This window comes from Glutamicibacter sp. B1 (assembly GCF_039602135.1).
In the GTDB taxonomy this organism is placed as follows: domain Bacteria; phylum Actinomycetota; class Actinomycetes; order Actinomycetales; family Micrococcaceae; genus Glutamicibacter; species Glutamicibacter ectropisis.
In genome coordinates, this window is the sequence record NZ_CP125942.1 from 90,524 (window position 1) to 113,049 (window position 22,526).

Sequence of the window (22,526 nt, forward strand, 5' to 3'; positions counted from 1 at the left end):
AGAGCCTTCGCTGTGTGCAGAATAGTTATTGAGTTACGGGGTACGCAGGCGCAAAGCGCTCGGTGAGACGCTGACTTCCAACTCGTTCACCTGACCGGTCGGATCCCCATCAATCTGGGTATTCATCGGCTCGGTGCAACGCAAGGCAACACCTGGAGTCTGATAGAAACTCATCACCGGAATTTTGTTCTTAGCTCGGAATGCGGTCTTGAGCAGGATCCACATCCACCCCGCGGCCGAGCGTGGGGAAAGGATCACCGCGTCGAGCACACCATCGTCAATTTTGGCGTCCGGGACAAAGTCCAGGCCTTGCAACTTGCCACAGTTGGCGAAGAGTACCGAGCGGACCTTGCGGGACTGCCAGTTCTCGTCTCCGTCCAACTTGAAGTTGACCTTCTTGCGTTTGCCTGGAAGCTGGCGCAGGCCAGCTTCTGAGTACGCGAGCCAGCCAACCTTGGACTTGAGTTCTTCGTTCGTGTCATCAAAAAGATCCGCGTCCGTGCCAACGCCAGCAATGACTAAGAATGCATGGTCAGCTTCGTTACCGTCCAACAGTTTCAGCTTCATATGTCCCACATCGATACGGCGCACCATGCCCCGCACGGCAACCAGGGCTGCGGTGTGAAGATCATCGATAGGGATCTCGACATTGCGTGCCAGCAGGTTTCCGGTGCCCAGTGGGAGCACACCGAGGGAGGTTTCAGTGCCTTCGAGTACTTCTGCGACGGCACGAATTGTTCCATCACCGCCGGCGGCAATAATTGTGTCGCATTGCGCATCCAAGGCTTCCCGGGCTGCGTTTTGGCCAGCGTTCTCCTTGGTGGTGTGCAGGACTAGTGGTGCTTCAAGTCCAGCTTCGGCGCACACGCGCTCCACAGCCTTCTGCGCTTCTTCAGCGCCTGACTTGGAGGGATTGATGACCAATGCCACCTTGTTGGCGGTGACATGTTCGGCCGCCAGCGGTTCTTGGGCCGATGGCTTTCGGTAGTGCGAGAGCTTACGCACGGAGTACCAACTGGTCGCCGCGGCGGCAGCTGCAGCGGCCACGGCAGAGAAAACGATCACACGATTTTTCTGCATAGTGCCTTCATCGTACTCATGATTGTTACGCTTAACGTGTGATCGACCTGAAAATGCTCACCGAAAATCCGGATTTGTACCGTGCCTCGCAACGCGCGCGCGGTGCCGACGAGTCGTTAGTTGACCAACTATTGGCAGCTGACACGGCACGTCGTGAAACCATTGCCACCTACGAGCGCCTGCGTGCCGAGCAGAACGCGTTCTCTAAGAAGGTCGGCCAGGCTAAGGGCGAGGAGCGCACCGCGCTACTGGCCGAGGTCAAAGAGCTGGCCTCCTCGGTCAAGTCTGCTCAGGCAGCCTCTGATGAAGCTTCTGCCAAGTGCACCGAGCTACAGCGCCTGATCCCGAACCTGATCATCGACGGCATTCCTGCCGGCGGCGAAGACGACTTCACCGTCGTGAAGCACGTGGGTACGGTCCGTGACTTTAAGGCCGAAGGCTTTGAACCATTGGATCACCTGCAAATCGCCGAGAAGCTCGACGCGATTGACATGGAACGTGGCGCCAAGGTCTCTGGCTCGCGCTTCTACTTCCTCAAGGGCATCGGCGCCCGCCTGGAAATCGCGATGATGAACATGGCCTTGGACGTGGCCATGGAACGTGGCTTCATCCCGATGATCACCCCAACCTTGGTTCGCCCAGAAACCATGCAGGGTACCGGCTTCGACGTGGAGCACGACGACGAGATCTACAAGCTCGAGCGTGACAACATGTACCTGGTCGGCACCTCCGAGGTTGCCCTAGCTGGTTACCACGCAGACGAGATCATGGATCTGTCGCAGGGGCCAATCCGCTACGCCGGTTGGTCCTCGTGCTACCGCCGTGAAGCAGGTTCAGCCGGCAAGGACACCCGTGGCATCATCCGCGTGCACCAGTTCAACAAGCTGGAAATGTTCATCTACACCAGCATCGAGAATGCTGAAGCTGAGCACCAGAACCTGCTGGCCATGGAAGAAGAAATGCTTGGCCGCATGGAACTTCCATACCGCGTGATCGATACCGCCGCTGGTGACCTCGGCATGAGCGCCGCCCGCAAGTTCGATTGCGAAGCATGGGTGCCAACTCAGGATGCTTTCCGTGAGTTGACTTCAACTTCTAACTGCACCACCTTCCAGGCTCGCCGCTTGAACATTCGCGAACGCGAAATCGTTGACGGCAAGCCAGGTAAGACCCGTGCGGTCGCTACCCTGAATGGCACCTTGGCTACCACCCGCTGGATTGTCGCGATTCTGGAAAACCACCAGAACCCAGACGGTTCGGTTAATGTACCTAAGGCGTTGCAGCCATACCTTGGCGGACTCGAAGTCCTCAAGTAAAACAGGTTCACATAGTTGCCGGTCATCCATTGCGGGTGGCCGGCAACTGTCGTTAACCAGCTGTTCAGTTGCTCCTGTGCCGTGGGTCATCGCCAAAATGTGGTGGTGGTGGTTAACTTGAGCCATGACAGTTATGACAAAGATCGGCAACGATGACCGACTAGATAAGCAAAAAAAGATGATTTGCCTTGATGTGGACGGAACTATCGTCAACCATCAGGGGCAAATGAGCCAGCGGGTGCGCGAAGCAGCCCGTGCTGTGGTGGAACAAGGTCACGAAGTGATTATCTCCACCGGACGGTCGCTGGGAGCTGCCCTGCCCATCATGCAAGAACTCGGTATTGACCATGGTTACGTGGTCGTCAGCAATGGTGGTGTGCTGGCCAAGGTGAGCGCGAATGACATCGAAGTGATTCACCGCGAAGTTTTTGATCCTTCGGTAGCACTCAAGGCCCTGTGGAAGCAGTTGCCCAAGGCCAAGTACGCGCTGGAAAACGAGCGTGGCGAATTTCTATCTAACCAAGCCTTTGGCGATGCCAGCTTTGGCGCAGAAACCAGGGTTGTGGATTTCGAAGAATTACTCAGCAATAAGGCCGTGCGTGTTGTGGTGTTCTCCACCGACAATACTGCCGAGGAATTCGGTCATGCGGTGCAAGGCCTGGGCCTATCCGGAGTGACCTACTCCGTAGGGTGGACCGCGTGGCTGGATATCGCCGCCGACGGCACCACCAAAGCTAGTGGTCTGGAGCGCCTACGCGCGATCCTCAAATTTGATCTGGCCGATTCACTGGCCGTAGGCGATGGCCGCAATGACATCGAAATGCTCCAGTGGGCTGGTCATGGCGTAGCCATGGGCCAAGCGCCGGATGAAGTTAAGGACGCCGCGGACGCCGTGACCGAAGGCGTCGATGACGATGGTCTGGCGATCGTTCTCGAAAGACTTCTCGAAGGCTAGTCCTGCCATTGCGCGCTAAAGCTGGTCAGTGAATTCCAGCAGTCGGGCAATGGCGGCTCGTGCGCCGAGCTCATCGTTATACCCGGAACGCACGATGGCAGCAGACACCGCCTGCGGGGTAATGCCAAGAATTTCGGCCACGGCTTTCTGCTGACCACGCACTCCCGGGGTGAGCAGATCCACCACTGACCATTCAGCCTCGGTACGGGTGCGAATCCACTGGCCCAGCATGCGCAGCAGGCCCTCTAGTTCGGCATCCGTCTCATCGGTGCCCGAGGAGACGCAAATTGGTACCCGTTCACCGCGGTGACTGGCCGCTTCCAAAGCACCCAGGGCTCGGCGTGCGGCCTTGCCTTCCACCAAGTCTGCCTCGGTCGGTACCGGCTCATAGAGGCTTCCGATACCCAGTCCAATATTGCAGAAGTTCAGTCTGGCCACGCGCATCAGCGCATCCACGGCGGCTTCGGGATCTTTGGGTACACCCAGTAATAATTGACCGCTCAATGCGGTGAAGGGTGCATGGGTGTCTACTTGCGAGAGCTGGTGCCATAATTGCTCGCTGGCGTCGGCAACATCGGTGACCGAGCGGGGCCGGGGGCTGAGCGCAACAACAAACATATTTCCAGTATTGCGTGTGAAGCTTCATTTGTCGTGGGTACTGCCACATGCGTTGTGTCGTCGTGAAATCTAAGTGCTTTGCTGGCGTTTGATGGGTATTCGATACTGCTCAGCCCTGATTATGTCGATACAAATTGTGCTCTCATTAATTCAGTGCAGAGCCAATCTTGAACCGGAAAGATCGCGGTGTTGCCGAGGTAACCCGAAATTCAGGGTGGTCAAGAATGAAGCAGTTCCGGTGATTCCGAATATTAGTGGTACTAACCGCTCACACCCTCCGATCTAGGTCATGGCTATAGAGTGGCAGTTGGCCAATGAGCGGCAGCTTCGGGCCCTAGGCCATTGGTCCAGTCGGTCCCGGCCACTGCCGCCCTCTTCTTTGAAGCCGCAGGCGACTAGTGCGGCGTTAGGGTAACCCGGTTAGGGCAGTCGGATGATCGTCCAGCGGAAGAAGAACTGCGTGGCTGGTCCGATCAACAGGGCGTAGGCCACCGTTCCAATGCCTACCGGGCCACCCATCAGCCAGCCGATGCCCAATACCGTAAGCTCTAGCGCGGTGCGTACCAGACGGATGGACAATCCGGTGCGCAGGTGCAGTCCGGTCATCAGCCCGTCGCGCGGACCGGCTCCGAAATGGCTGCCAATGTACATTGCACCGCCCAGTCCGTTGATGATGATGGCTACGGCGAACACCGCAATCTGCCAGCCCAGGGAATGCACCTCGGGTAACACCCAGAGGAAGAAGTCCAGCGCTACGCCGATGTAGAGCGCATTGGCAATGGTGCCAATGCCGGGCCATTGCTTCAGCGGGATCCATGCCAACAAGATCAGCACCCCGGTGAGAATAACGATCACACCCAGTGAAAGTGGTAGGTAATTCGCCAGCCCCAAGTGGAAGACGTCCCAGGGGTCCACACCCAGCTGCGCGCGAATAATCAACGCCATGGCCAGCGCGTAGAGCGTCAGCCCGATGAAGAGATTGGTCAGGCGCAGGGGCACCCTTCCTGAGCTCAGTTGTTGGCGCGGAGTGAGGTTGGTGATCGTCATATAAAAATCATCCGATAAATTGGTATTAGAAAAAATAGCCAATTTTGAAGGAGTGGCTTTATGGGGCGCATCACAGCCATCTCGCTGGTTGCCATGCTCGGCGACATCGACCCGCGACAACCCGCCTATCGCTGGCTCTATTCAACCCTTCGCTCATTGATTGCTAACGGCCGCATCCTGCACGGCACCGCTCTACCGAGTGAACGCGACGTCGTTGCCGCCTTGAAGTTGAGCCGCACCACGGTCTCCCGTGCCTACGCCGAACTACGCGAGGCTGGCTACGCCACTTCTCGACAGGGCTCGGGCACCGTGGCCCAAATTCCTGGCGGGCCGGCGGCAGGTGGATCTGAACCACTACCCTTAGGCGGATTTGGCCCGGTAAGCTCCAGTACGGCCATTGACCTGACCTGTGCCGCACCCAGTGCTCCAGCAGGCATGGTGGAAAACTACGCGCAAGCGGTAGCGGAGCTTCCCGCCTACGCAGCAACCATGGGCTACTACCCGCTGGGGCTCGATGCGTTACGTCAGGCCCTAGCCGACTATTACACTGCACGCGGCCTACCTACCGGCGCCGACCAGATGATCGTCACCACCGGCGCACTGCCTGGTGTGGCGGCGGCCGGACGTGCGGTGCTGGGCCGAGGTCAGAAAGTGTTGGCTGAGACCCCCACCTACCCGAATTCGCTTTTGGCCCTCAAAGCCACCGGAGCCAAAGCTGTCGGAGTGCCAATCGATGCTTCGGGCTCGGACATCTCGCAGATTTCGCAGATGCTACACACCACCGGGGCCAAAGCGATGCTCTGCCTGCCGGACTTCCACAATCCCGTGGGAACGCTCTTGGATGATGATGGACGCAAGGCGTGGGCGCGAGCCTTAGATGCTTCTGGCACCGTGGGAATTGTTGATGAAACCTGCGTGGACCTCTGGCTCGATGAACGCCCACAAACCCTGCCCATGGCCGCCTACTCCAAGAACCTGATTACCGTGGGAAGTGCGAGCAAATCGCACTGGGGCGGGTTGCGGCTCGGGTGGATCCGTTCCCCGAGACACCTCACCGGAGCCATCGCGAGATCTCGTATGAGCATGGACTTGGGTGTGCCAATCCTCGAACAGCTGGTGCTGACCAACCTGCTCAATTCCGGCACGGCATTAAGTGAACAGACCCGGGCCCAGCTGCGCGACAACCGCGACTGGATGCTGGGTCAGTTGGCGGAGCACCTGCCTGACTGGCGGCCGAATAATCCGGCTGGCGGGTTGAGCCTGTGGTGCCACCTGCCAAGTCCGCGATCCACCGCGCTGGCGCGGAAACTCACCTCGGTGCTGCTCGCTCCGGGGTCCACTTTTGCGGTGGATGGGCACGGGCTCGAGCACTATGTGCGCCTTCCCTATGCTCAAGGCCGGGAAGAGCTGGAAAAGGCACTGCCGGCAATTATCCAGGCGTGGCGACAGGTGGCTTAGAGGCTCGCTATTACGGTCATTATGGCATCGGTCAGCTGCTCAAAGCTCCAGCCTGAATCGACAGTTGCCCCATCGGTTTCGGCTCCGACGAGGGCTCGGGCTCCGGTGGGGCGCACCGCTGGCACATGGATGAATAAGGCCGGGACTCTCAAGCCATAAGCAGTGAATGCAATATGGTTGCAGACGAACTTTCCTGCATCATCGGACACCGAAGCATTGAATCCTGCGCGGACTAGGATCTCCACCACGATATTCGGATCGAGGCCCGCCGGACGCCTAGGAGGGGCTTGCGGGTCAATCACGTGGCCGCGTGGCTGATGACCATTATTGTCTGGAATCCGGGCGTCATTAATGTTGACCCCGTAGGCCTCGGGAGTGATCGCGTTGCGGCCTCCGGCTTCACCGAGGCAGAGCAGTATGTCCGGCTGGTGCTCGTCCACCAGCTGTTCAAGCGCTGGTCCCGAGGTGGCGAAAGCGACCGGCAGGGTGGCAGTGCTTATTCGGTGCGGGCCCATCGACTTGGGGAGTCGAAACACGACTTCTGCGCTGGCGTTGATCGTGTCACTGCCGAAGGGTTCAAAACCTGTCACCAGAATGTGCATGAGCTCATTATGCCTAACTGTCGGTGCTCAACGATAGGTTTAGAGCATGATAATTGCGGTGTTTGTACTGGTGGTCATCAATATTCTTGCAACGGCATGTATTGCTTTGTTGCTGATACGGCGAACTGGCGGGGATAACGAAGCCATTAGAGAAGCTGTTCGTTCCACCCATGGTGAGTTGCGCCAAGACTTGGGTGCGCAGCGTGGAGAGCTACGGCAGAACTTGGCCGAAATCCGTACCGAGATCGATGCCAAGTTGGGGTCCATGGCTGAGGGCAATGCCCGCCGCCACCTGCAACTGCAGACGCTAATGCAGGAACAAATGGACAAGCTACGCGCCGGCAACGAAGCCAAGCTGGATCAGATGCGTGAAACCGTGGATGAGAAACTACAGGGCACTCTGGAGAAACGTCTGGGCGAAAGCTTCGAGCTGGTTAGCAAGAGACTAGAAATGGTCCAGCAAGGACTGGGAGAGATGCAGTCGCTGGCCCAGGACGTCGGTGGGCTCAAGCGCGTCTTGATCAATGTGAAGAGTCGCGGTTCCTGGGGTGAAGTTCAATTGGAGCGGCAACTGGAAGACATTCTCACCAAGGATCAGTATGCGCAGAACGTCAGTATCGTTCCCGGTAGTCGCGAGCTGGTGGAATTTGCCGTAATCCTCCCTGGGCGGGAAGACGGGGAAATCTACCTACCGATTGACTCGAAGCTGCCTCAGGAAGACTATGAGCGTCTGCTCGACGCCCAAGAATCCGGGGATCTGGCGGCCATCGAACAGGCCAATAGGGCCTTGGACCGCGCAATCGTGGAACAAGCCAAGCTGATCTCCAAATACATTGCCCCTCCGCACAGCACTGACTTTGCCATCATGTACCTGCCCACCGAGGGACTGTTTGCTGAAGTAGTACGCCGCCCCGGACTAGCTAGCAAACTTCAGACCGAACACCGAGTATTGGTCACCGGGCCAACTACGTTGATGAGCTTGCTCAACTCCCTGCAAATGGGATTCCGGACCCTAGCCATCGAGAAACGTAGCAGCGAAGTGTGGAAGGTATTGGCTGGGGCCAAGGAGGAATTCCGCAAGTACGGGGATGTCTGGGACAAACTGGGCAAACAACTCTCGGCAGCACAAAATACCGTGCAGGCTGCCGGAACCAGGACGCGTGCGGTGGAACGCACGCTACGCGATGTGCAGTCGCTGAACGCTGAAACGCAGTTGCCAGGGATCCTGCCGGAGATCTGAGGTTTTTGGTAGCGTGGTGGCAGAATCGAACCCCGAATCGGGAGGTCAATATGGGACCTGAGTATTTGCTGGCGATGCTTTTCGGTATGGCATTCATTGCTGCCTGCGCCGCATTTGGGCGCCGTCGGAACCAACGAAAAAACAAAGAATAAAGCCGGGTGACTGTGCGTGGCCGCTGCCCCTACTCATTCCGTGAGTCAGGGCTTCTAGACCTGGGAACTTTGCGGGCTCTTCGAAACGCAGCTGCCGGAGATCTGAGGTTTTTAGATGGCCTAATCTCGCAGCAGCAATCAGCGCATCCGGATCTCGTCCGCAGTTTAAGAAAGTCGTAGATTAAGAAACAAATGGCGGCAACCGATCGGTTGCCGCCATTAGTTGTGGCCTAGGCCTTGAAACGCTCGATGGAACGAGCCAGCTCAGCTTCAGCAGCTTCGCGGCCTTCCCAGCCTTCAGCCTTAACCCACTTGCCTGGTTCCAGGTCCTTGTAGCGGGTGAAGAAGTGCTCGATTTCCTTGATCAGCCATTCGTCGATGTCTTCAAGTTCCTTGATGTGATCAAAGCGCTTGTCGGCAGGAACGCACAGCAGCTTGGCATCGCCACCGCCATCGTCGGTCATGTTGAATACGCCAATCGGGCGGGCCTCAACAACAACACCTGGGATCAGGTCTACGCCTGGGATGTAAACCATGGCATCCAATGGATCACCATCTTCGCCCAGAGTATCGTCGAAGTAACCGTAGTGGGTTGGGTACTGCATCGAGGTGAACAGCACGCGATCCAAACGCAGGCGGTGGGTCTCGTGGTCGATCTCGTACTTGACGCGCGATCCGGTTGGGATCTCGATGGTCACGTCGTGGCTCATGAAAAGCACGCTCCTAAACTAGTCTTAGGGTTATCCGCTAATAAGGGTATCGCCCCGAAGGGCCCCTTCGATAAAACTTCGAGAGGAATGTAACCATATGAACACTGCCGCCCGACGCGCGCTTACGCTGGGGGTGGCCGTGCTAGGCGTGGTTGCAGTCATTCTGGCCATGGTGCTGGCCCCGCGTTTCTTCACCGGTGAGCCCGAAGCTTTCTACACCCCGGCCAGCGCGCAGCTGGCCGAAAAAGACGCGGTCACCGTGGCTGACCTCAATCCTGACGCCCCGATTCCCGATGCTGCAACACTGACCGCACAACTTGATGCGATCCTGGCCGATACCTCGGACGGCACCAGCTTTAACGCGCAAGTTGTTGACGTTGCCAGCGACACGGTCCTGTATGACCGCAACGCCGGCACCAACGGCACCCCGGCCTCCAGCCTGAAGGTCGTGACCGCACTGGCTGCCTTAGACACCTTGGGCGGAGACAGTCAGCTATCCACATCGGTCTTACTTGATGGAAATACCCTGATTTTGCATGGTGGGGGAGACGTCCTGCTGGGCGACGGAAAATCAGACCCCTCCCACCCCAAAGGTTACGCCGGATTGGCCACCCTCGCCGAACAAACCGCTAAAGAACTCAAAACCCGTGGCATCAGCGAAGTGACATTGTGGCTCGATGACTCGTTCTTTGGCGACGCCCACAATAACTCTGCCTGGGATAAGTCGCTCTTCACGTCCAACAACATCGGCGAGGTCTACCCGATCGCGCACTACGCCGGACGTGCCGGGGAAAGCACCAACGCCGCGTACCAGTCCGATGCTGCCGAACAAGTACGCAAGGTCTTTTCAAAAGAACTTAGCGCCTCGGTGAAGGTTACCGAAGGTGGACGCGGATCCTATGACGGTGGCGAGAAGATCACCGAGGTTAAATCAGCGCCCCTACGGCAGATCATCAAACACATGCTGTTGGTCTCCGATAATTACATCGCCGAAACCATGGGACGACTCGTGGCCATCAAACGCGGTGTCGCCCCCGAGCAGGCAGGGGCCGCCGTAGCAGCGGTCGCTGGAGAGCACGGGGCAGAAGGCGTGCAACTGGTCGATACCAGCGGCTTGGCGGCACAGAACAAAATTTCTCCCGCCGCTCTGACCACTGTGCTGCGCGCAGCGGCCACCAGCAACAAGCCGGAACTGCGTGAACTGGTGTATTCCTTGCCGGTGGCAGGCTACAACGGGACACTCATGAAGCGCTTAGGTCAACAGTCCACACTGGGATTGGTGCGTGCCAAAACCGGCTCGTTGACCGGAGTCGCCACACTGACCGGAATGACCATTACCCAAGATGGGCGGTTGCTTGCCTTCTCAATTTTTGCCCACCAACCGGGTGGAACACTCGCACCGCACAAGCCGATTATCGACTCAGCAGTGACCGCCATCCGCGGTTGCGGCTGCCAGAGCTAAAGGATCAGGAGCAGCACATGAACAAGGTTGTTGATTGGAAATTAGCGGTCAATGCGGCCAAAACGCTGATGCCTGCCGGACCAAAAATCGTCAAAAAAGATGCTGCCCGCATTGTTGAAGAGCTGCGTATTGCCGCCGGTGAAGGACTGACAGAGGCCGAAAGAATCTCCAAGCTCACCTCCACCGCACCTTCACAAACCCTCGTGGTAGACCGGGCTGGTTGGGCCAAGGCCGTCAGCCAAAACTTTGAAGCGATGCTCCCAGCAGACGTTAACGTGCCCGCCCTGGTCCCGGCCGTGACCGGAGCCGAACTTGGTGCAGTACTTTCGGTACTGGGCACCCGAGTGCTAGGACAATTTGATCCCTTTGTCGGCCCACGATTGCTACTGAACGCCCCGACCATCACCCAGATCCGTGGGGAACTCAACCTCAACGCCAGAGATTTTTATCTATGGATTGCCACCCATGAACAGACCCACCGCCTGCAGTTTGAATATGCGCCATGGATTCCCGAAGTCATGAAGTCCACCATCGCCGAAGCCTTTGGACCACTGGAAAATGAAGGTTCCATGAACCAACTCGGTGAACGGCTTAAGTCCATGAAATCCGAGGTCAGCGAGCTGACCAGCATCATGTCGGTGCTGGAAGGCCACGCCATGGTGGTCATGAATGACGTCACCACTATTGGAAGCATTAAGACCATCCGTCGACGCTTCGAAGCCCGCGGCGAAAACCGTTCCGCGTTGGCGACCTTGTTAGGAAAGCTCCTAGGCCTAGATGCCAAGGCCCTGCAGTACAAGCGCGGAGCCAAGTTCGTGCGCCATGTGGTTAACGACATCGGATATGAAGGATTTAATCAGGTCTTCAGCTCCCGAGAACTATTTCCCACCGGCGAGGAACTTGACCACCCTGAACGTTGGCTGGCCCGCACCCAATGAGCCAGGCCCTGTTTGCTGCTCGCTCCGCTATCTCTCGGGTCACCGGCCCAGGGCTGACTCTCATTGGGGTCTCCGGCGGCGCGGACTCGCTAGCCCTAGCCATTGCGGCGGCCACCTTGCCAGATCGCTTCGGGGCAGTGATCGTGGACCACGGATTACAGTCCGATAGCGCCGGCGTGGCGCAGCGTGCTGCCGAGCAATGCCGTGAGTTGGAACTGGAACCGGTGCTCACCTACCGCGTACAGACCTCCAATGATGAAGCTTCCGCACGAACCGCGCGCTATGAAAAATTTGAGCAAGCGCTGACGGATACCGGCGCTCAAAATTTACTGCTGGCACACACCCGCGATGATCAGGCCGAACAGGTCCTGCTCGGGTTACTGCGTGGATCGGGGACCCGATCCTTAGCCGGGATCCCAGCCGAACGTGGACCCTACCGCCGTCCCCTTTTGGAATTGACGCGCAAACAAACCGAAGAGATCTGCGAGCAGGCCAACATGGTGTACTGGCAGGATCCGAGTAATACTGACACCAGCTACCGCCGGAACCAGATCCGCCACGAAATCTTGCCGTTTTTGCGAAGCCAACTCGGTGAGCACCTGCCCGAGGCCTTAGCCCGCACCGCCACCCTAGCCGCGGCCGATGCCGACGCCTTAGATCTCTGGGCACAGCAGGCCACGGAAGCGCACGGGCTGAACCTGTCTGAACTCAGCAAACTTCCGGTGGCTGTAGCCTCACGAGTGTTACGTCTTTGTGCCATCGAAGCCGGAGCAAAAAATGTGGGCCATGAGCGAACACAAGCGCTATGCGCGCTGGCCGGAATCGGTGTGCCCAAGTCCAAATCTGCTGGTCCGGTGCAACTAGATGGCAAAATCAGTGCCTTCCGGCAGCGGTCGGTGATCGTTTTCACGAGGACCGGCTCAACAACAGTTCACTAAATGTGGCACTCTAGGTAAGTACCACACCTCTAAAATCAGGAGAACCCTCGTGGATTCCAATGCAGTCAAAGCCGATCTGGCGCATGTTCTGTACACCAAGGAAGAAATCCAGACACGCGTGGCAGAACTCGCCGCGCAGATCGACAAGGACTACGAAGGCCGCGACATTCTCGTCGTGGGTGTGCTCAAGGGTGCCGTGATGATCATGGCTGACCTGGTCCGCGCACTGGAATCACACCTGACCATGGATTGGATGGCAGTGTCCTCCTACGGTTCCGGTACCCAGTCCTCCGGCGTGGTACGTATCCTCAAGGACCTGGACTCAGATCTTATGGGCAAGCACGTATTGATCGTTGAGGACATCATTGACTCCGGTCTGACCCTGTCCTGGCTGAAGTCCAACCTTGAATCCCGTGGTCCAGCTTCGGTAGAAATTTGTGCACTGCTGCGCAAGCCTGAGGCTGCCAAGGTAGAGATCGACGTGAAGTACGTCGGCATGGATATTCCTAATGAATTTGTCGTGGGCTACGGCCTGGACTACGCGGAAAAGTACCGCAACCTGGACTGCGTGGGCACCTTGGCTCCGCATATCTACCAGTAGGGGAACTTTTTTCGCCACTAGGGCGTTGTGAAGTATCGAAGGTGGCGTGACCCGGACGCCAGAGAAGTGCGTGAGGGGGATGCGTGAGGCGCGGGGCCTTGCGGATCAATGAAAACGAAGAAGCTTTTTAATAGCTGGATCATTTGGGTTCTAGTGGGCGTTGTCGCCGTCGTGCTGTTTTTGCCGATGGTCTTTGGCAATAATTCTGCGAAGGTAGACACGTCCGTAGGCCTGCAACAGCTGACCAACGGCAACGTCACCGAAGCCAAGATGTTTGACTCGGATCAACGAGTCGATTTGAAACTACGCGATGCACTGAAGGTGGATGGCGTAGACAAGGGCACCTCGGTGAGCTTCTACTACTCCACCGCACGCGCCGAACAGGTGGTTGACGCCATCAACAAGGCTGCACCAGGCAAGTTCACCGATCAGCCGGTACAAAGCAACTGGCTACTCTCGATGCTCGGCGTGATCATTCCATTCCTGCTGATCGCCGGTATTTTCTGGTTCATCCTCGCCCGCTCCCAGGGCGGCGGCTCCAAGGTCATGCAGTTCGGTAAGTCCAAGGCGAAGCTGATCACCAAGGACATGCCACAGGTGACCTTCAAGGACGTTGCCGGTGCCGATGAGGCCGTGGAAGAACTGCACGAAATCAAGGAATTTCTGCAGGAACCAGCCAAATTCCAGGCCGTGGGCGCAAAGATCCCTAAGGGCGTACTGCTTTACGGTCCTCCGGGCACCGGTAAAACCCTGCTGGCTAAGGCCGTTGCCGGTGAAGCTCAGGTACCGTTCTACTCGATCTCCGGTTCTGACTTCGTTGAAATGTTCGTTGGTGTTGGTGCTAGCCGCGTGCGCGACCTGTTCGAACAGGCCAAGAACAACTCCCCGGCCATCATCTTCGTTGATGAGATCGACGCCGTGGGTCGTCACCGTGGCGCCGGTATCGGTGGCGGTAACGATGAGCGCGAACAGACCCTGAACCAGCTGCTGGTGGAGATGGACGGCTTCGACGCCACCACCAACGTCATCCTGATCGCCGCTACCAACCGCCCAGACGTACTGGATCCGGCCCTGCTGCGCCCGGGCCGTTTTGACCGCCAGATCCCGGTAGAAGCACCGGATCTGAAGGGTCGCGAAGACATTTTGAAGGTTCACGTTAAGGGCAAGCCAATGGATGCCACCGTGGATCTGAACGCCGTCGCGAAGAAGACCCCGGGTTACACCGGTGCCGATTTGGCCAACGTGCTCAACGAGGCCGCCCTGCTCACCGCGCGTTCCAACGCGAACCTGATCGATGATCGTGCGTTGGATGAGGCGATCGACCGTGTCATGGCTGGCCCGCAGAAGCGCACCCGCCTGATGGACGAGCACGAACGCAAGGTCACCGCCTACCACGAGGGTGGTCACGCACTGGTGGCTGCTGCGATGAACCAGACCGCACCGGTCACCAAGATTACGATCCTGCCTCGCGGTCGCGCCCTGGGTTACACCATGGTGGTTCCGGAGTCCGATAAGTACTCGGTGACCCGCAATGAGCTGCTGGACCAGATGGCTTATGCCATGGGTGGTCGTGTGGCCGAAGAGATCGTCTTCCACGATCCTTCCACCGGTGCCTCCAACGATATTGAGAAGGCTACCGCCACCGCCCGCAAGATGGTCACCGAATACGGCATGAGCGAAAAGGTCGGCGCCGTACGCCTGGCCGGTTCCGCCGCAGACCAGCAAATGGGTGGCGCACAGCGCGAATTCTCCGACGAGATGGCTCACCTGGTGGACCAGGAAGTACGCGAGCTGATCGAGCAGGCCCACAATGACGCCTACCAGGCGCTGATGCGTAACCGTCACGTGCTCGATCGTTTGGCCCTGGCTTTGCTGGAGCGTGAGACGCTGAACCAGAAGGAAATCGCTGAGATCTTCTCGGACCTGCAAAAGCGTGAGGTACGCGATGTGTGGCTGAGCAACGAGGACCGCCCGGTCCACTCAGATGGCCCGGTATTAAGCCCCAAGGAGCGCGCAGCTACCTCGACCGACTAGGATCGAAGCGTGAGTGAACTAGAACAGATCGATCAGCCGCGGATCGCGGCAGCCGTCCGCGAGATCCTGGAAGCCATTGGTGAAGACCCCGATCGTGACGGCCTGCAAGACACCCCCAAGCGGGTGGCTAAGGCCTACGCGGAATTCTTTGCAGGTTTGCATCAGGACGCGGCAGAGCACCTGTCGACCACCTTCGACATCGAGCATGACGAGATGGTCCTGGTCAAGGACATCCCGTTCTATTCGACCTGTGAGCACCACCTGGTGCCCTTCTACGGTTCGGCGCATATCGGCTACATCCCGGGCAAGGGTGGCAAGGTCACCGGCCTGTCCAAGCTGGCCCGACTTGTTGAGGTGTACGCCCGCCGCCCGCAGGTGCAGGAACGTTTGACCACGCAGATCGTTGATTCGCTGGTGGAACACCTGAACCCTGCCGGTGCGATCGTTGTGATTGAATGCGAGCATATGTGCATGTCCATGCGCGGCGTGCAGAAGCCCGGCGCGAAGACTGTGACCAGTGCGGTGCGCGGGCAGTTGCGGGAAACCGCGACGCGTGCCGAAGCCATGAGCCTGATTCTCGGAAAGTAGGAACCCTATGTCGCTAGGCGCCATCCCGGGCACCGGCCCGAATACCAGTCCCTTGCCCGTGATCCGCAAGTCCAAGGTCAAGACCCTGGCAGATCTGCCCACCGGCCGCACCCTGGTCATGGGAATCCTCAACGTCACCGAAGATTCCTTCTCCGATGGTGGACAGTACCTGTCCGCCGATGCAGCCATCGACCGCGGTCTGAAGCTGTTGTACTCAGGCGCCGACATTATCGACGTGGGCGGAGAATCTACCCGACCCGGGGCCAAGGATGTTGATCCCGAGCTGGAGCGTTCACGCATCATTCCGGTGATCGAAACCCTGGTGAAGGCCGGAGCCATTATCTCGGTGGACACCATGCACGTGAGCACCGCCCGCGCTGCCATCAACGCTGGCGCGCACATCATCAACGATGTTTCCGGGCTGACCTATGAGCCGGGCATGCCCGAGCTGATCGCCGAAACCGGCGTCCCCTATGTGCTGATGCACCGTCGCGGCACCGCACAATCCATGGTGGCCGAAGCGAACTACCAGGATGTAGTCACCGAGGTCATTGGCGAGTTGCGCACGCTGCGCGATGAGTTTGTGGCCAAGGGCGTCGCCCCCGAGCAGATCATCATCGATCCAGGACTGGGCTTCGCCAAGGATGCCGAACACAACTGGGCGCTACTCGGGCACCTCGATGCCCTCGAAGAGCTGGGTCACCGGGTGCTGATCGGCACCAGCCGCAAGCGTTTCCTAGGTGAGCTGCTGGCCACCGGTGAGAGTAGCCGCGCCCCACTCGAACGCGATATCGCCACCGCTGCCACCACCGCGCTAGCTGCTAAGGACCAGGTGTGGGCCGTACGCGTGCACGATGTGGCTGGTAGCCGCGACGCCATCGAAGTCGTGAAGGCCTATGGATCGCATTAGCATTTTCGGGATTTCTGCCACCGGCTACCATGGGGTTTTTGACCATGAAAAGCGCGACGGGCAGAAGTTCATCATTGACGTGGTGCTGCACGTGGACATCTCCCGCGCTGCAGCCAGCGACAATGTTCTGGACACCGTGCATTACGGTGAGGTCAGTGAGCTGGTGGTGGAACAAATCCAGGCCGGACCCTGGGATTTGATCGAGAAACTGGGCAACGAAATCGCCCAAGCCATCCTCACTACCTACCGCAGCGTGCTGGAAGTAGACGTCGTGGTACATAAGCCACAGGCTCCGATCCCGGTACCCTTCACCGACGTGACCATCTCGCTGAATCGCAAGCAGAAACAGCACACCGCGATCATCGCCCTGGGCGCCAACCTTGGCGACCCGCAGGCCACCTTGGCCCAAGCCCTCAAGGATTTGGGTGAGGAGCTTGAGATCCTGAAGGTCTCACCGGTAGCGATCACCAAGCCGGTGGGCGGGCCGCCAGAGCAACCCGATTACACCAACCAGGTCATCGAGGTGCGCACCGAGCGTTCGGCCCATGAACTTTTGGACTTGTGCCAGAGCATCGAAGCCAAACATCATCGCACTCGCACCGTACGCTGGGAAGCACGCACCCTGGATCTGGATTTGATCACCTTTGATCAGCTGCGTCTGAACGATGAACGCCTGACTCTGCCACACCCGAGGGCCGCGATCCGCGGATTTGTGCTGGCCCCGTGGAGTTGGATGGACCCCGACGCGGTATTGGAAGGCCAACTGGTCTCCCGCCTGGCCGCCGAGGCAGCGGACACCAAGGACATCATCCGGTTATGAACAAGCTGAAGCTGCGTTGGGTACTGTGGTGCGCGGTCATTGGGGCCGTGGCTGGCTGGATCATCCTACGGGTACTGACCGCATCCTCACGCTTCGCCCCGGTACTGGACTACTCGGCGCTGTACTCCTTAGGAGCGGTCTGCGCGGTCATCTTGTTCCTAGGCATCCGCGTAAAACGCTCCACCCTGGGTAAATCACACTTTGAACCGATTGCCGCCGCGCGCACCCTGGTCTTGGCGCAGGCCTCGGCCTATGCCGGCGCGGTGATCACCGGGTGGCACGTACCAGCCATCGTGACCCTGTGGCTAGCTAATGGCCAAAGCCCCACGCTGACCCGCGGTTTGGTGTTGGCCGGCGCCGGGATATTGATGGTGATCATCGGGTATATTGTCCAGCATCTATGCAAGTTACCTCCAGAGGACACCGATGACAGCAACAACTCCGTGGTCACCGAATAGCTTCACCCCCGCAGATCCCTCCTACTTTAAGGTCAAGCTCACTACCTGGGCGATCACCTGGGGACTGATCCTGCTGGTATCGCTGATCCCGGGCATTCTCCTGGCCACCGGGGTAGAGGTTCTGCTGTGGCTGGTCATCCTTCCGGTGCTCCTGGTGGTCATCATTGCGTTGCTGACCCTGCGGATTTTGCGCCGGCAAGTTGCGGCCCTGGGCTACCTTGAACGCGAAGAAGACTTTGTGGTTCGCTCCGGGGTGATGTGGCGCAAACAGCTGGTCATCCCCTACGGGCGGATGCAATACGTTGAGGTCAACAGTGGTCCCTTGGAACGCCGCTATGGACTGTGCCAACTCACACTCAACACCGCCGGTGCCGGGGCTACCGCCCACGTCTATGGTTTACCCGAGGCCCAAGGACAGCTCTTGCGTGAACGTCTGGTGGCCGCCGGGGAAGAGAAAATGCTGTGAGCCAGAATTCTGACTGGCAACGCGTCCACCCGGCCAGCCCCATTGTCCATGGATGGCTGGCCATCGTCGGTCTGCTCTACATTTATTGGCAGAATACCGACGAATTATCTATGGCCGAACGCTTTTCCGGGGAACGATTAAAGTGGACCGTGGTCTTAGGTGCCGCCGCCTTACTGGTGGTGCTGGCCTTCTACTTCCTGTCCTGGTACTTCACCCGCTACAAGCTCACCGAAACCCACGTCTACGTGAACTCGGGTGCCCTGTTTCGGAGCCAAAAGCAGGCGCGCATCGACAAGGTGCAGGGCATCGACATTGCCCAACCGCTCATCGCCCGACTACTCGGTCTGGCCGAACTACGCTTTGACGTGGCCGACTCCTCCGAATCGGTGCTACGCCTAGCCTTTTTGCGTAAGGCCGAAGCCCACGAACTGCGTCAGCTCATCTTGCAACGCGCCACCGGGCCATCGGCAGCAAACCCCACGGCAAGCCCATCGCAAGCCCCAGAACACACCGGAACCTTCGCCGCCAATACTCCCGAAGCATCCACGCCACTGATGGCCAAGGTCCCCATCACCCGGTTGTTCGCCTCACTCTTCCTGCAGTTACCGATGCTGATCGGCACGCTGGCCTGCGTGGTCATTGTGGTTCTCTGGCTCAGTGGAATCACCGGCATGATCGCCGCCGTCCTGCCAATTCTCCTAAGCTTTGGTGGCTGGTTCTACAAACAGCTGAACCAAGGATGGAACTACACTGCCAGCGCCACGGATACCGGAATGCGAATCAGCTACGGATTGGCTGATACCCGCCAGCATTCCATTCCCGCCGGGCGCGTGCAGGCCATTTCCATCACCGCCCCACTATTATGGCGGCTCTTCGGCTGGTACAAGCTGGAAGTCAACGTGCTCGGCACCAAAAGTGACGAGCTGGATAACCTGCAGGTACTACCGGTCGGAGACTTTGACGCGGTGACCCGCATTATGGGGATTCTCTTGCCCGATCTGGGCATCAGCAATCAGCGTGAAGTGCTCTCCACCGCTGTCAGCACCGGATACAACCATGGCTTCATCGGCTCCCCACCCCGGGCAAAACTTCTCTCCCCGGCAGCGTGGAAACATCAAGGATTTTTGAGTACCGAAACCACCGTGATCTCCCGCTATGGTTGGTTGGCCCGCACCGCAAGTTTTGTCCCGCACCACCGCGTCCAAGGTACGGAATTCAGGCAGGGCCCGTGGGAGAAACGTCGTGAACTGGCCGGGGTCCGCCTGCATTGTGCCGGCGGCAATATCATTGGTTACCTGCATCAGATTGATGCGCAGACCGCAGCAGAATTTACCCTGGCTCAAGCCGAGCGCCAGGCTGAAAGGTAAGTGTGCAAGCTCCACGTTTGGGAATAGGCATCATCTCCGCGGGCAAGGTTGGTACCGTGCTCGGGGCCGCACTGGCCGCCAGCGGACACCGGATTACCGGAATTCACGCCGTCTCCGAAGCCTCAAGAACCCGCGCCGAAGCGCTGCTACCCGAGGTTGAACTCCTGGACCCGGCCGAAATCCTCCGCCGCAGCGAACTGGTGCTCTTTGCGGTCCCCGATGATGTGCTTGGCGAACTTGTCGCCGGGCTGGCCGCCGCCGGACATATTCAACCCGGGCAACTGATCGCACATACCGCCGGACGCTACGGCACCTCCATCCTGCAACCGGCCCTAGACGTTGGAGCCTTTGGCCTGGCGATCCACCCGGCGATGACATTCACCGGCATGAGCATGGACTTGAGTCGACTGACCGACTGCGTTTTTGCGGTGACCGCCGAAGAGGTCATGCTTCCGGTAGCCCAAGCACTGGTCGTAGAAATGCGCGCCGAACCGGTGGTTATCGCAGAAGAAGACCGCGCCAGCTATCACGCGGCCCTCGCTCACGCAGCCAACCACCTGAACACCATCACCGCTCAGTCTGCGGATATTTTGCGGCGCATCGGGGTTGAAGATCCGTCCAATACTTTGCGCGCATTGATGAGTGCGAGCTTGGATAATGCGCTGCGTTCGGGGGCCGGGGCGCTGACCGGGCCGGTAGCCAGGGGCGATATTGGCACGGTGGCCGCGCACCTTGAGGCACTGGCCAACGATCCAGCCGAAACCAATAATTCCTACCGCAGCCTCTCGCGGGCTACTGCCCTCAGAGCTGCACAGCGCGGACTGATCTCTCAAGGCACCCTCGAAGAACTGTTGCGAGTTCTAGAATAGAAGAGTGAAAACCCCCAAGATTTGTAAAACCCGTGCCGAGCTGAAGGCAGCCATCGCCCAAGCTAACCCGGACTCCCTGGGCTTTGTGCCCACCATGGGAGCCCTGCATGCGGGGCACGGTTCCCTCTTCCAGGCCGCTCGTGAAGAGAACGACCTGGTGGTGATCTCCATCTTTGTCAACGAACTGCAGTTCAACGACGCCAACGACTATGCCCGCTACCCGCGCCAACTCGAGGCCGATGCACAGTTGGCGGCCGAAGCCGGTGTGGACATCATCTTTGCCCCCGAAGCCAGCGAGGTTTACCACGCGGGCCTGCCCTTGGTTCGGCTGAACTCCGGAAGCATGGGCGAACTCTACGAGGGTGCCTCTCGGCCTGGCCACTTTGATGGCATGCTGGCAGTGGTCGCTAAGCTGTTGCATTTCGCCGACCCGCGCCAAGGCGAATACCGAGCGTACTTTGGGCAGAAGGATGCCCAGCAGGTGGCCTTGATCCGTCGTATGGTCGCGGACCTGGACTACCCGGTCCAGCTGCGTTTGGTACCGATCGTGCGCAATGAGCAGGGCCTGGCACTCTCCAGCCGCAATGCACTGCTCAGCGCCGAAGAGCAAAAGGCCGCCCTGGTCCTGCACCGGGCTATCAAGCTCATCGCCGAGCGTGCCGCCCGCCACGAGCCACTGAATATTGAGGACGCGATCGGGCTATTCCAGATGGAGCCGCTCGTTGAGCTCGACTACTTTGTGGTGGTTGACCCAAATACCCTTCAAGAATTGGCCTTCAACTGCCAGGACACTCCCTTCACCGGTGAAGGCCTCATCCTGGTAGCCGCCTTGGTTGGTAAGGTGCGCTTGATCGACAACCAGCCGATCTCCGCCTAGTACTGGGATAAATTAGTTTCTAGGCAAAACGGCTGGCGGTATCGCGCAAGATCTGACGGAAACCGGCTAGTTCGGTGACCACCTCGGCCGCGGTCTGTGGTGCCTGGACAAACTGGACTGCTTGACCTGCATATACCGGGGCCATGTTGGCTCGCGCTTCGGCGCGGGCCTGCAACATCTCATCGCGTAGCTCCGGGGTTGCTTCCCACGAGTCCAAGTCTTCATGAGTTTCACTGAATTCATTGCGTAGGGCGCGTCCGCCGAATTCGGCCGGCCAAGCAAGTTGCTGGGCGATATCAAAGGCTCGGGTATAGGTGGTGTCGTCCATTCCCGCTTGGCGTACAGCACTCTTGAAGTTCTCATGGCCTAAGGATTCGCTGGCCGACAAGAATCGCGTGCCGACCCAGGCTGCTTGAGCTCCCGCGGTCAACGCTGCTGCGACCCCGTGAGCGGTGCCGATACCACCGGCCGCCACCACCGGTTTAGTGTGTTGCGCAGTGGCCAGTTGTAGCAACGGCGGGGTGGCTGACTCATTACGCCCGTGCCCACCTCCTTCACCACCACGAGCGATGATGTCGATGTCATCTTCCATGGCTCGTTCCAGTTCTGCAGCGTTACCAATCTGCATGGCAGTGAGCACTCCCGCTTCATGGGCTAATGCGGCACTGCGGGTGACGTCGCCGAAACTTAGCGAGACCAAGGAGGGGGAGAATTCAAGGAAGCTTTCCAAGGGGGAGAGGTCAGCTTCCAAGGACCATGCCATGAAGCCAACACCCCACGGCGTCTCTAGGTCGGCAACGTGCCCTACCTGTTCTTTGATCCATTCGGTCTTGGGGGAACCGGAAACTCCGATCATGCCCACACCACCTGCCTGAGAAACAGCTGCGGCTAAGGCGCCTCCTGCAGCGCCGGCCATAGGGGCATTGAAGATCGGTTCACGGTAGCCAAGGAGGTGCTGTAGGTCGCTCATGAGCCCAGACTAGAACAGCAAACTTGATGTGACCTAGAACGCGGCTCCTC

General features: G+C 58.7%; 23 protein-coding genes. 17 read left to right on the forward strand and 6 right to left on the reverse strand.

Annotation, left to right across the window (positions count from 1 at the left end; translation table 11 throughout):
- Window positions 1–33 precede the first annotated feature (33 nt).
- On the reverse strand, window positions 34–1,080 hold the full coding sequence (locus QMQ05_RS00430) for a diacylglycerol/lipid kinase family protein (RefSeq protein WP_345472095.1): 1,047 nt from the start codon (window positions 1,078–1,080) through the stop codon (window positions 34–36).
- A gap of 38 nt (window positions 1,081–1,118) precedes the next feature.
- On the opposite strand from QMQ05_RS00430, the gene serS reads away from it, so the two are divergent.
- Together serS and QMQ05_RS00440 are read left to right on the forward strand one after the other, a co-directional pair.
- On the forward strand, window positions 1,119–2,396 hold the full coding sequence (serS, locus tag QMQ05_RS00435; protein WP_345472097.1) for a serine--tRNA ligase: 1,278 nt from the start codon (window positions 1,119–1,121) through the stop codon (window positions 2,394–2,396).
- Between the two features lie 124 nt (window positions 2,397–2,520).
- A complete protein-coding gene (locus QMQ05_RS00440; protein ID WP_345472099.1) occupies window positions 2,521–3,351 on the forward strand; it encodes an HAD family hydrolase in 831 nt (276 codons plus the stop codon).
- Window positions 3,352–3,366: 15 nt separating this feature from the next.
- Here QMQ05_RS00440 and QMQ05_RS00445 read toward each other — a convergent pair whose 3' ends face one another.
- Window positions 3,367–3,969 carry a hypothetical protein gene (locus QMQ05_RS00445; protein ID WP_345472101.1) on the reverse strand — a complete coding sequence of 201 codons (603 nt, stop codon included), beginning with the start codon at window positions 3,967–3,969 and terminating at the stop codon, window positions 3,367–3,369.
- 420 nt (window positions 3,970–4,389) lie between these two features.
- On the reverse strand, window positions 4,390–5,016 hold the full coding sequence (locus QMQ05_RS00450) for a YczE/YyaS/YitT family protein (protein WP_345472103.1): 627 nt from the start codon (window positions 5,014–5,016) through the stop codon (window positions 4,390–4,392).
- Between the two features lie 60 nt (window positions 5,017–5,076).
- On the opposite strand from QMQ05_RS00450, the gene QMQ05_RS00455 reads away from it, so the two are divergent.
- Window positions 5,077–6,474 (forward strand): PLP-dependent aminotransferase family protein, encoded by a 1,398-nt coding sequence (locus QMQ05_RS00455; protein ID WP_345472105.1) that lies wholly within the window; start codon window positions 5,077–5,079, stop codon window positions 6,472–6,474.
- On the opposite strand, the gene QMQ05_RS00460 is transcribed toward QMQ05_RS00455, so the two are convergent.
- A complete protein-coding gene (locus tag QMQ05_RS00460) occupies window positions 6,471–7,076 on the reverse strand; it encodes a pyroglutamyl-peptidase I (protein ID WP_345472107.1) in 606 nt (201 codons plus the stop codon). The two genes, QMQ05_RS00455 and QMQ05_RS00460, sit on opposite strands and share 4 nt — an antisense overlap.
- A 46-nt stretch (window positions 7,077–7,122) precedes the next feature.
- On the opposite strand from QMQ05_RS00460, the gene QMQ05_RS00465 reads away from it, so the two are divergent.
- The gene (locus QMQ05_RS00465) at window positions 7,123–8,316 is read left to right on the forward strand and encodes a DNA recombination protein RmuC (protein ID WP_345472109.1); all 1,194 of its coding nucleotides are present in this window, start codon (window positions 7,123–7,125) and stop codon (window positions 8,314–8,316) included.
- Window positions 8,317–8,698: 382 nt separating this feature from the next.
- On the opposite strand, the gene QMQ05_RS00470 is transcribed toward QMQ05_RS00465, so the two are convergent.
- On the reverse strand, window positions 8,699–9,178 hold the full coding sequence (locus QMQ05_RS00470; protein WP_013347472.1) for an inorganic diphosphatase: 480 nt from the start codon (window positions 9,176–9,178) through the stop codon (window positions 8,699–8,701).
- 97 nt (window positions 9,179–9,275) lie between these two features.
- Between QMQ05_RS00470 and dacB the strand changes: the two genes are divergently transcribed.
- From dacB to panC, 13 genes are all read left to right on the forward strand, one after another.
- On the forward strand, window positions 9,276–10,640 hold the full coding sequence (dacB, locus tag QMQ05_RS00475) for a D-alanyl-D-alanine carboxypeptidase/D-alanyl-D-alanine endopeptidase (RefSeq protein ID WP_345472112.1): 1,365 nt from the start codon (window positions 9,276–9,278) through the stop codon (window positions 10,638–10,640).
- A gap of 17 nt (window positions 10,641–10,657) precedes the next feature.
- Window positions 10,658–11,578 carry a zinc-dependent metalloprotease gene (locus QMQ05_RS00480; RefSeq protein WP_345472114.1) on the forward strand — a complete coding sequence of 307 codons (921 nt, stop codon included), beginning with the start codon at window positions 10,658–10,660 and terminating at the stop codon, window positions 11,576–11,578.
- A complete protein-coding gene (gene tilS, locus QMQ05_RS00485; protein WP_345472115.1) occupies window positions 11,575–12,516 on the forward strand; it encodes a tRNA lysidine(34) synthetase TilS in 942 nt (313 codons plus the stop codon). The genes QMQ05_RS00480 and tilS overlap by 4 nt, the downstream gene beginning before the upstream one ends.
- Window positions 12,517–12,565: 49 nt before the next feature.
- Window positions 12,566–13,117, forward strand: coding sequence for a hypoxanthine phosphoribosyltransferase (hpt, locus tag QMQ05_RS00490; protein WP_345472117.1), 552 nt, complete (start codon window positions 12,566–12,568; stop codon window positions 13,115–13,117).
- 108 nt (window positions 13,118–13,225) lie between these two features.
- The gene (gene ftsH, locus QMQ05_RS00495) at window positions 13,226–15,151 is read left to right on the forward strand and encodes an ATP-dependent zinc metalloprotease FtsH (RefSeq protein WP_058256670.1); all 1,926 of its coding nucleotides are present in this window, start codon (window positions 13,226–13,228) and stop codon (window positions 15,149–15,151) included.
- Between the two features lie 9 nt (window positions 15,152–15,160).
- On the forward strand, window positions 15,161–15,739 hold the full coding sequence (folE, locus tag QMQ05_RS00500; protein ID WP_058256671.1) for a GTP cyclohydrolase I FolE: 579 nt from the start codon (window positions 15,161–15,163) through the stop codon (window positions 15,737–15,739).
- Between the two features lie 7 nt (window positions 15,740–15,746).
- Entirely contained in the window at window positions 15,747–16,649 is a 903-nt protein-coding gene (folP, locus tag QMQ05_RS00505; RefSeq protein WP_345472120.1) for a dihydropteroate synthase, read from the forward strand.
- On the forward strand, window positions 16,636–17,469 hold the full coding sequence (gene folK / locus QMQ05_RS00510) for a 2-amino-4-hydroxy-6-hydroxymethyldihydropteridine diphosphokinase (protein ID WP_345472121.1): 834 nt from the start codon (window positions 16,636–16,638) through the stop codon (window positions 17,467–17,469). Before folP ends, folK begins: the two co-directional genes overlap by 14 nt.
- Window positions 17,466–17,927 (forward strand): DUF3180 domain-containing protein, encoded by a 462-nt coding sequence (locus QMQ05_RS00515; protein ID WP_058256674.1) that lies wholly within the window; start codon window positions 17,466–17,468, stop codon window positions 17,925–17,927. The genes folK and QMQ05_RS00515 overlap by 4 nt, the downstream gene beginning before the upstream one ends.
- Complete coding sequence (locus tag QMQ05_RS00520) at window positions 17,896–18,393, forward strand: PH domain-containing protein (RefSeq protein WP_345472124.1); 498 nt, start codon at window positions 17,896–17,898, stop codon at window positions 18,391–18,393. The genes QMQ05_RS00515 and QMQ05_RS00520 overlap by 32 nt, the downstream gene beginning before the upstream one ends.
- The gene (locus QMQ05_RS00525; RefSeq protein WP_345472126.1) at window positions 18,390–19,760 is read left to right on the forward strand and encodes a PH domain-containing protein; all 1,371 of its coding nucleotides are present in this window, start codon (window positions 18,390–18,392) and stop codon (window positions 19,758–19,760) included. The genes QMQ05_RS00520 and QMQ05_RS00525 overlap by 4 nt, the downstream gene beginning before the upstream one ends.
- A gap of 2 nt (window positions 19,761–19,762) precedes the next feature.
- Window positions 19,763–20,629, forward strand: a complete 867-nt coding sequence (locus QMQ05_RS00530; protein WP_345472128.1) for a Rossmann-like and DUF2520 domain-containing protein — start codon at window positions 19,763–19,765, stop codon at window positions 20,627–20,629.
- 4 nt (window positions 20,630–20,633) lie between these two features.
- The gene (panC, locus tag QMQ05_RS00535) at window positions 20,634–21,506 is read left to right on the forward strand and encodes a pantoate--beta-alanine ligase (RefSeq protein WP_345472130.1); all 873 of its coding nucleotides are present in this window, start codon (window positions 20,634–20,636) and stop codon (window positions 21,504–21,506) included.
- 19 nt (window positions 21,507–21,525) lie between these two features.
- On the opposite strand, the gene QMQ05_RS00540 is transcribed toward panC, so the two are convergent.
- A complete protein-coding gene (locus QMQ05_RS00540) occupies window positions 21,526–22,476 on the reverse strand; it encodes an NAD(P)H-dependent flavin oxidoreductase (protein ID WP_345472132.1) in 951 nt (316 codons plus the stop codon).
- Window positions 22,477–22,526: the final 50 nt, after the last annotated feature.

Bases quoted from the DNA above. Each gene is read 5' to 3' on its own strand.
- QMQ05_RS00430 (WP_345472095.1), bottom strand. From the start codon at position 1,080: ATGCAGAAAAATCGTGTGATCGTTTTCTCTGCCGTGGCCGCTGCAGCT.
- QMQ05_RS00440 (WP_345472099.1), top strand. From the start codon at position 2,521: ATGACAGTTATGACAAAGATCGGCAACGATGACCGACTAGATAAGCAA.
- QMQ05_RS00445 (WP_345472101.1), bottom strand. From the start codon at position 3,969: ATGTTTGTTGTTGCGCTCAGCCCCCGGCCCCGCTCGGTCACCGATGTT.
- QMQ05_RS00450 (WP_345472103.1), bottom strand. From the start codon at position 5,016: ATGACGATCACCAACCTCACTCCGCGCCAACAACTGAGCTCAGGAAGG.
- QMQ05_RS00455 (WP_345472105.1), top strand. From the start codon at position 5,077: ATGGGGCGCATCACAGCCATCTCGCTGGTTGCCATGCTCGGCGACATC.
- QMQ05_RS00460 (WP_345472107.1), bottom strand. From the start codon at position 7,076: ATGCACATTCTGGTGACAGGTTTTGAACCCTTCGGCAGTGACACGATC.
- QMQ05_RS00465 (WP_345472109.1), top strand. From the start codon at position 7,123: ATGATAATTGCGGTGTTTGTACTGGTGGTCATCAATATTCTTGCAACG.
- QMQ05_RS00470 (WP_013347472.1), bottom strand. From the start codon at position 9,178: ATGAGCCACGACGTGACCATCGAGATCCCAACCGGATCGCGCGTCAAG.
- dacB (WP_345472112.1), top strand. From the start codon at position 9,276: ATGAACACTGCCGCCCGACGCGCGCTTACGCTGGGGGTGGCCGTGCTA.
- QMQ05_RS00480 (WP_345472114.1), top strand. From the start codon at position 10,658: ATGAACAAGGTTGTTGATTGGAAATTAGCGGTCAATGCGGCCAAAACG.
- tilS (WP_345472115.1), top strand. From the start codon at position 11,575: ATGAGCCAGGCCCTGTTTGCTGCTCGCTCCGCTATCTCTCGGGTCACC.
- ftsH (WP_058256670.1), top strand. From the start codon at position 13,226: ATGAAAACGAAGAAGCTTTTTAATAGCTGGATCATTTGGGTTCTAGTG.
- folP (WP_345472120.1), top strand. From the start codon at position 15,747: ATGTCGCTAGGCGCCATCCCGGGCACCGGCCCGAATACCAGTCCCTTG.
- folK (WP_345472121.1), top strand. From the start codon at position 16,636: ATGGATCGCATTAGCATTTTCGGGATTTCTGCCACCGGCTACCATGGG.
- QMQ05_RS00515 (WP_058256674.1), top strand. From the start codon at position 17,466: ATGAACAAGCTGAAGCTGCGTTGGGTACTGTGGTGCGCGGTCATTGGG.
- QMQ05_RS00520 (WP_345472124.1), top strand. From the start codon at position 17,896: ATGACAGCAACAACTCCGTGGTCACCGAATAGCTTCACCCCCGCAGAT.
- QMQ05_RS00540 (WP_345472132.1), bottom strand. From the start codon at position 22,476: ATGAGCGACCTACAGCACCTCCTTGGCTACCGTGAACCGATCTTCAAT.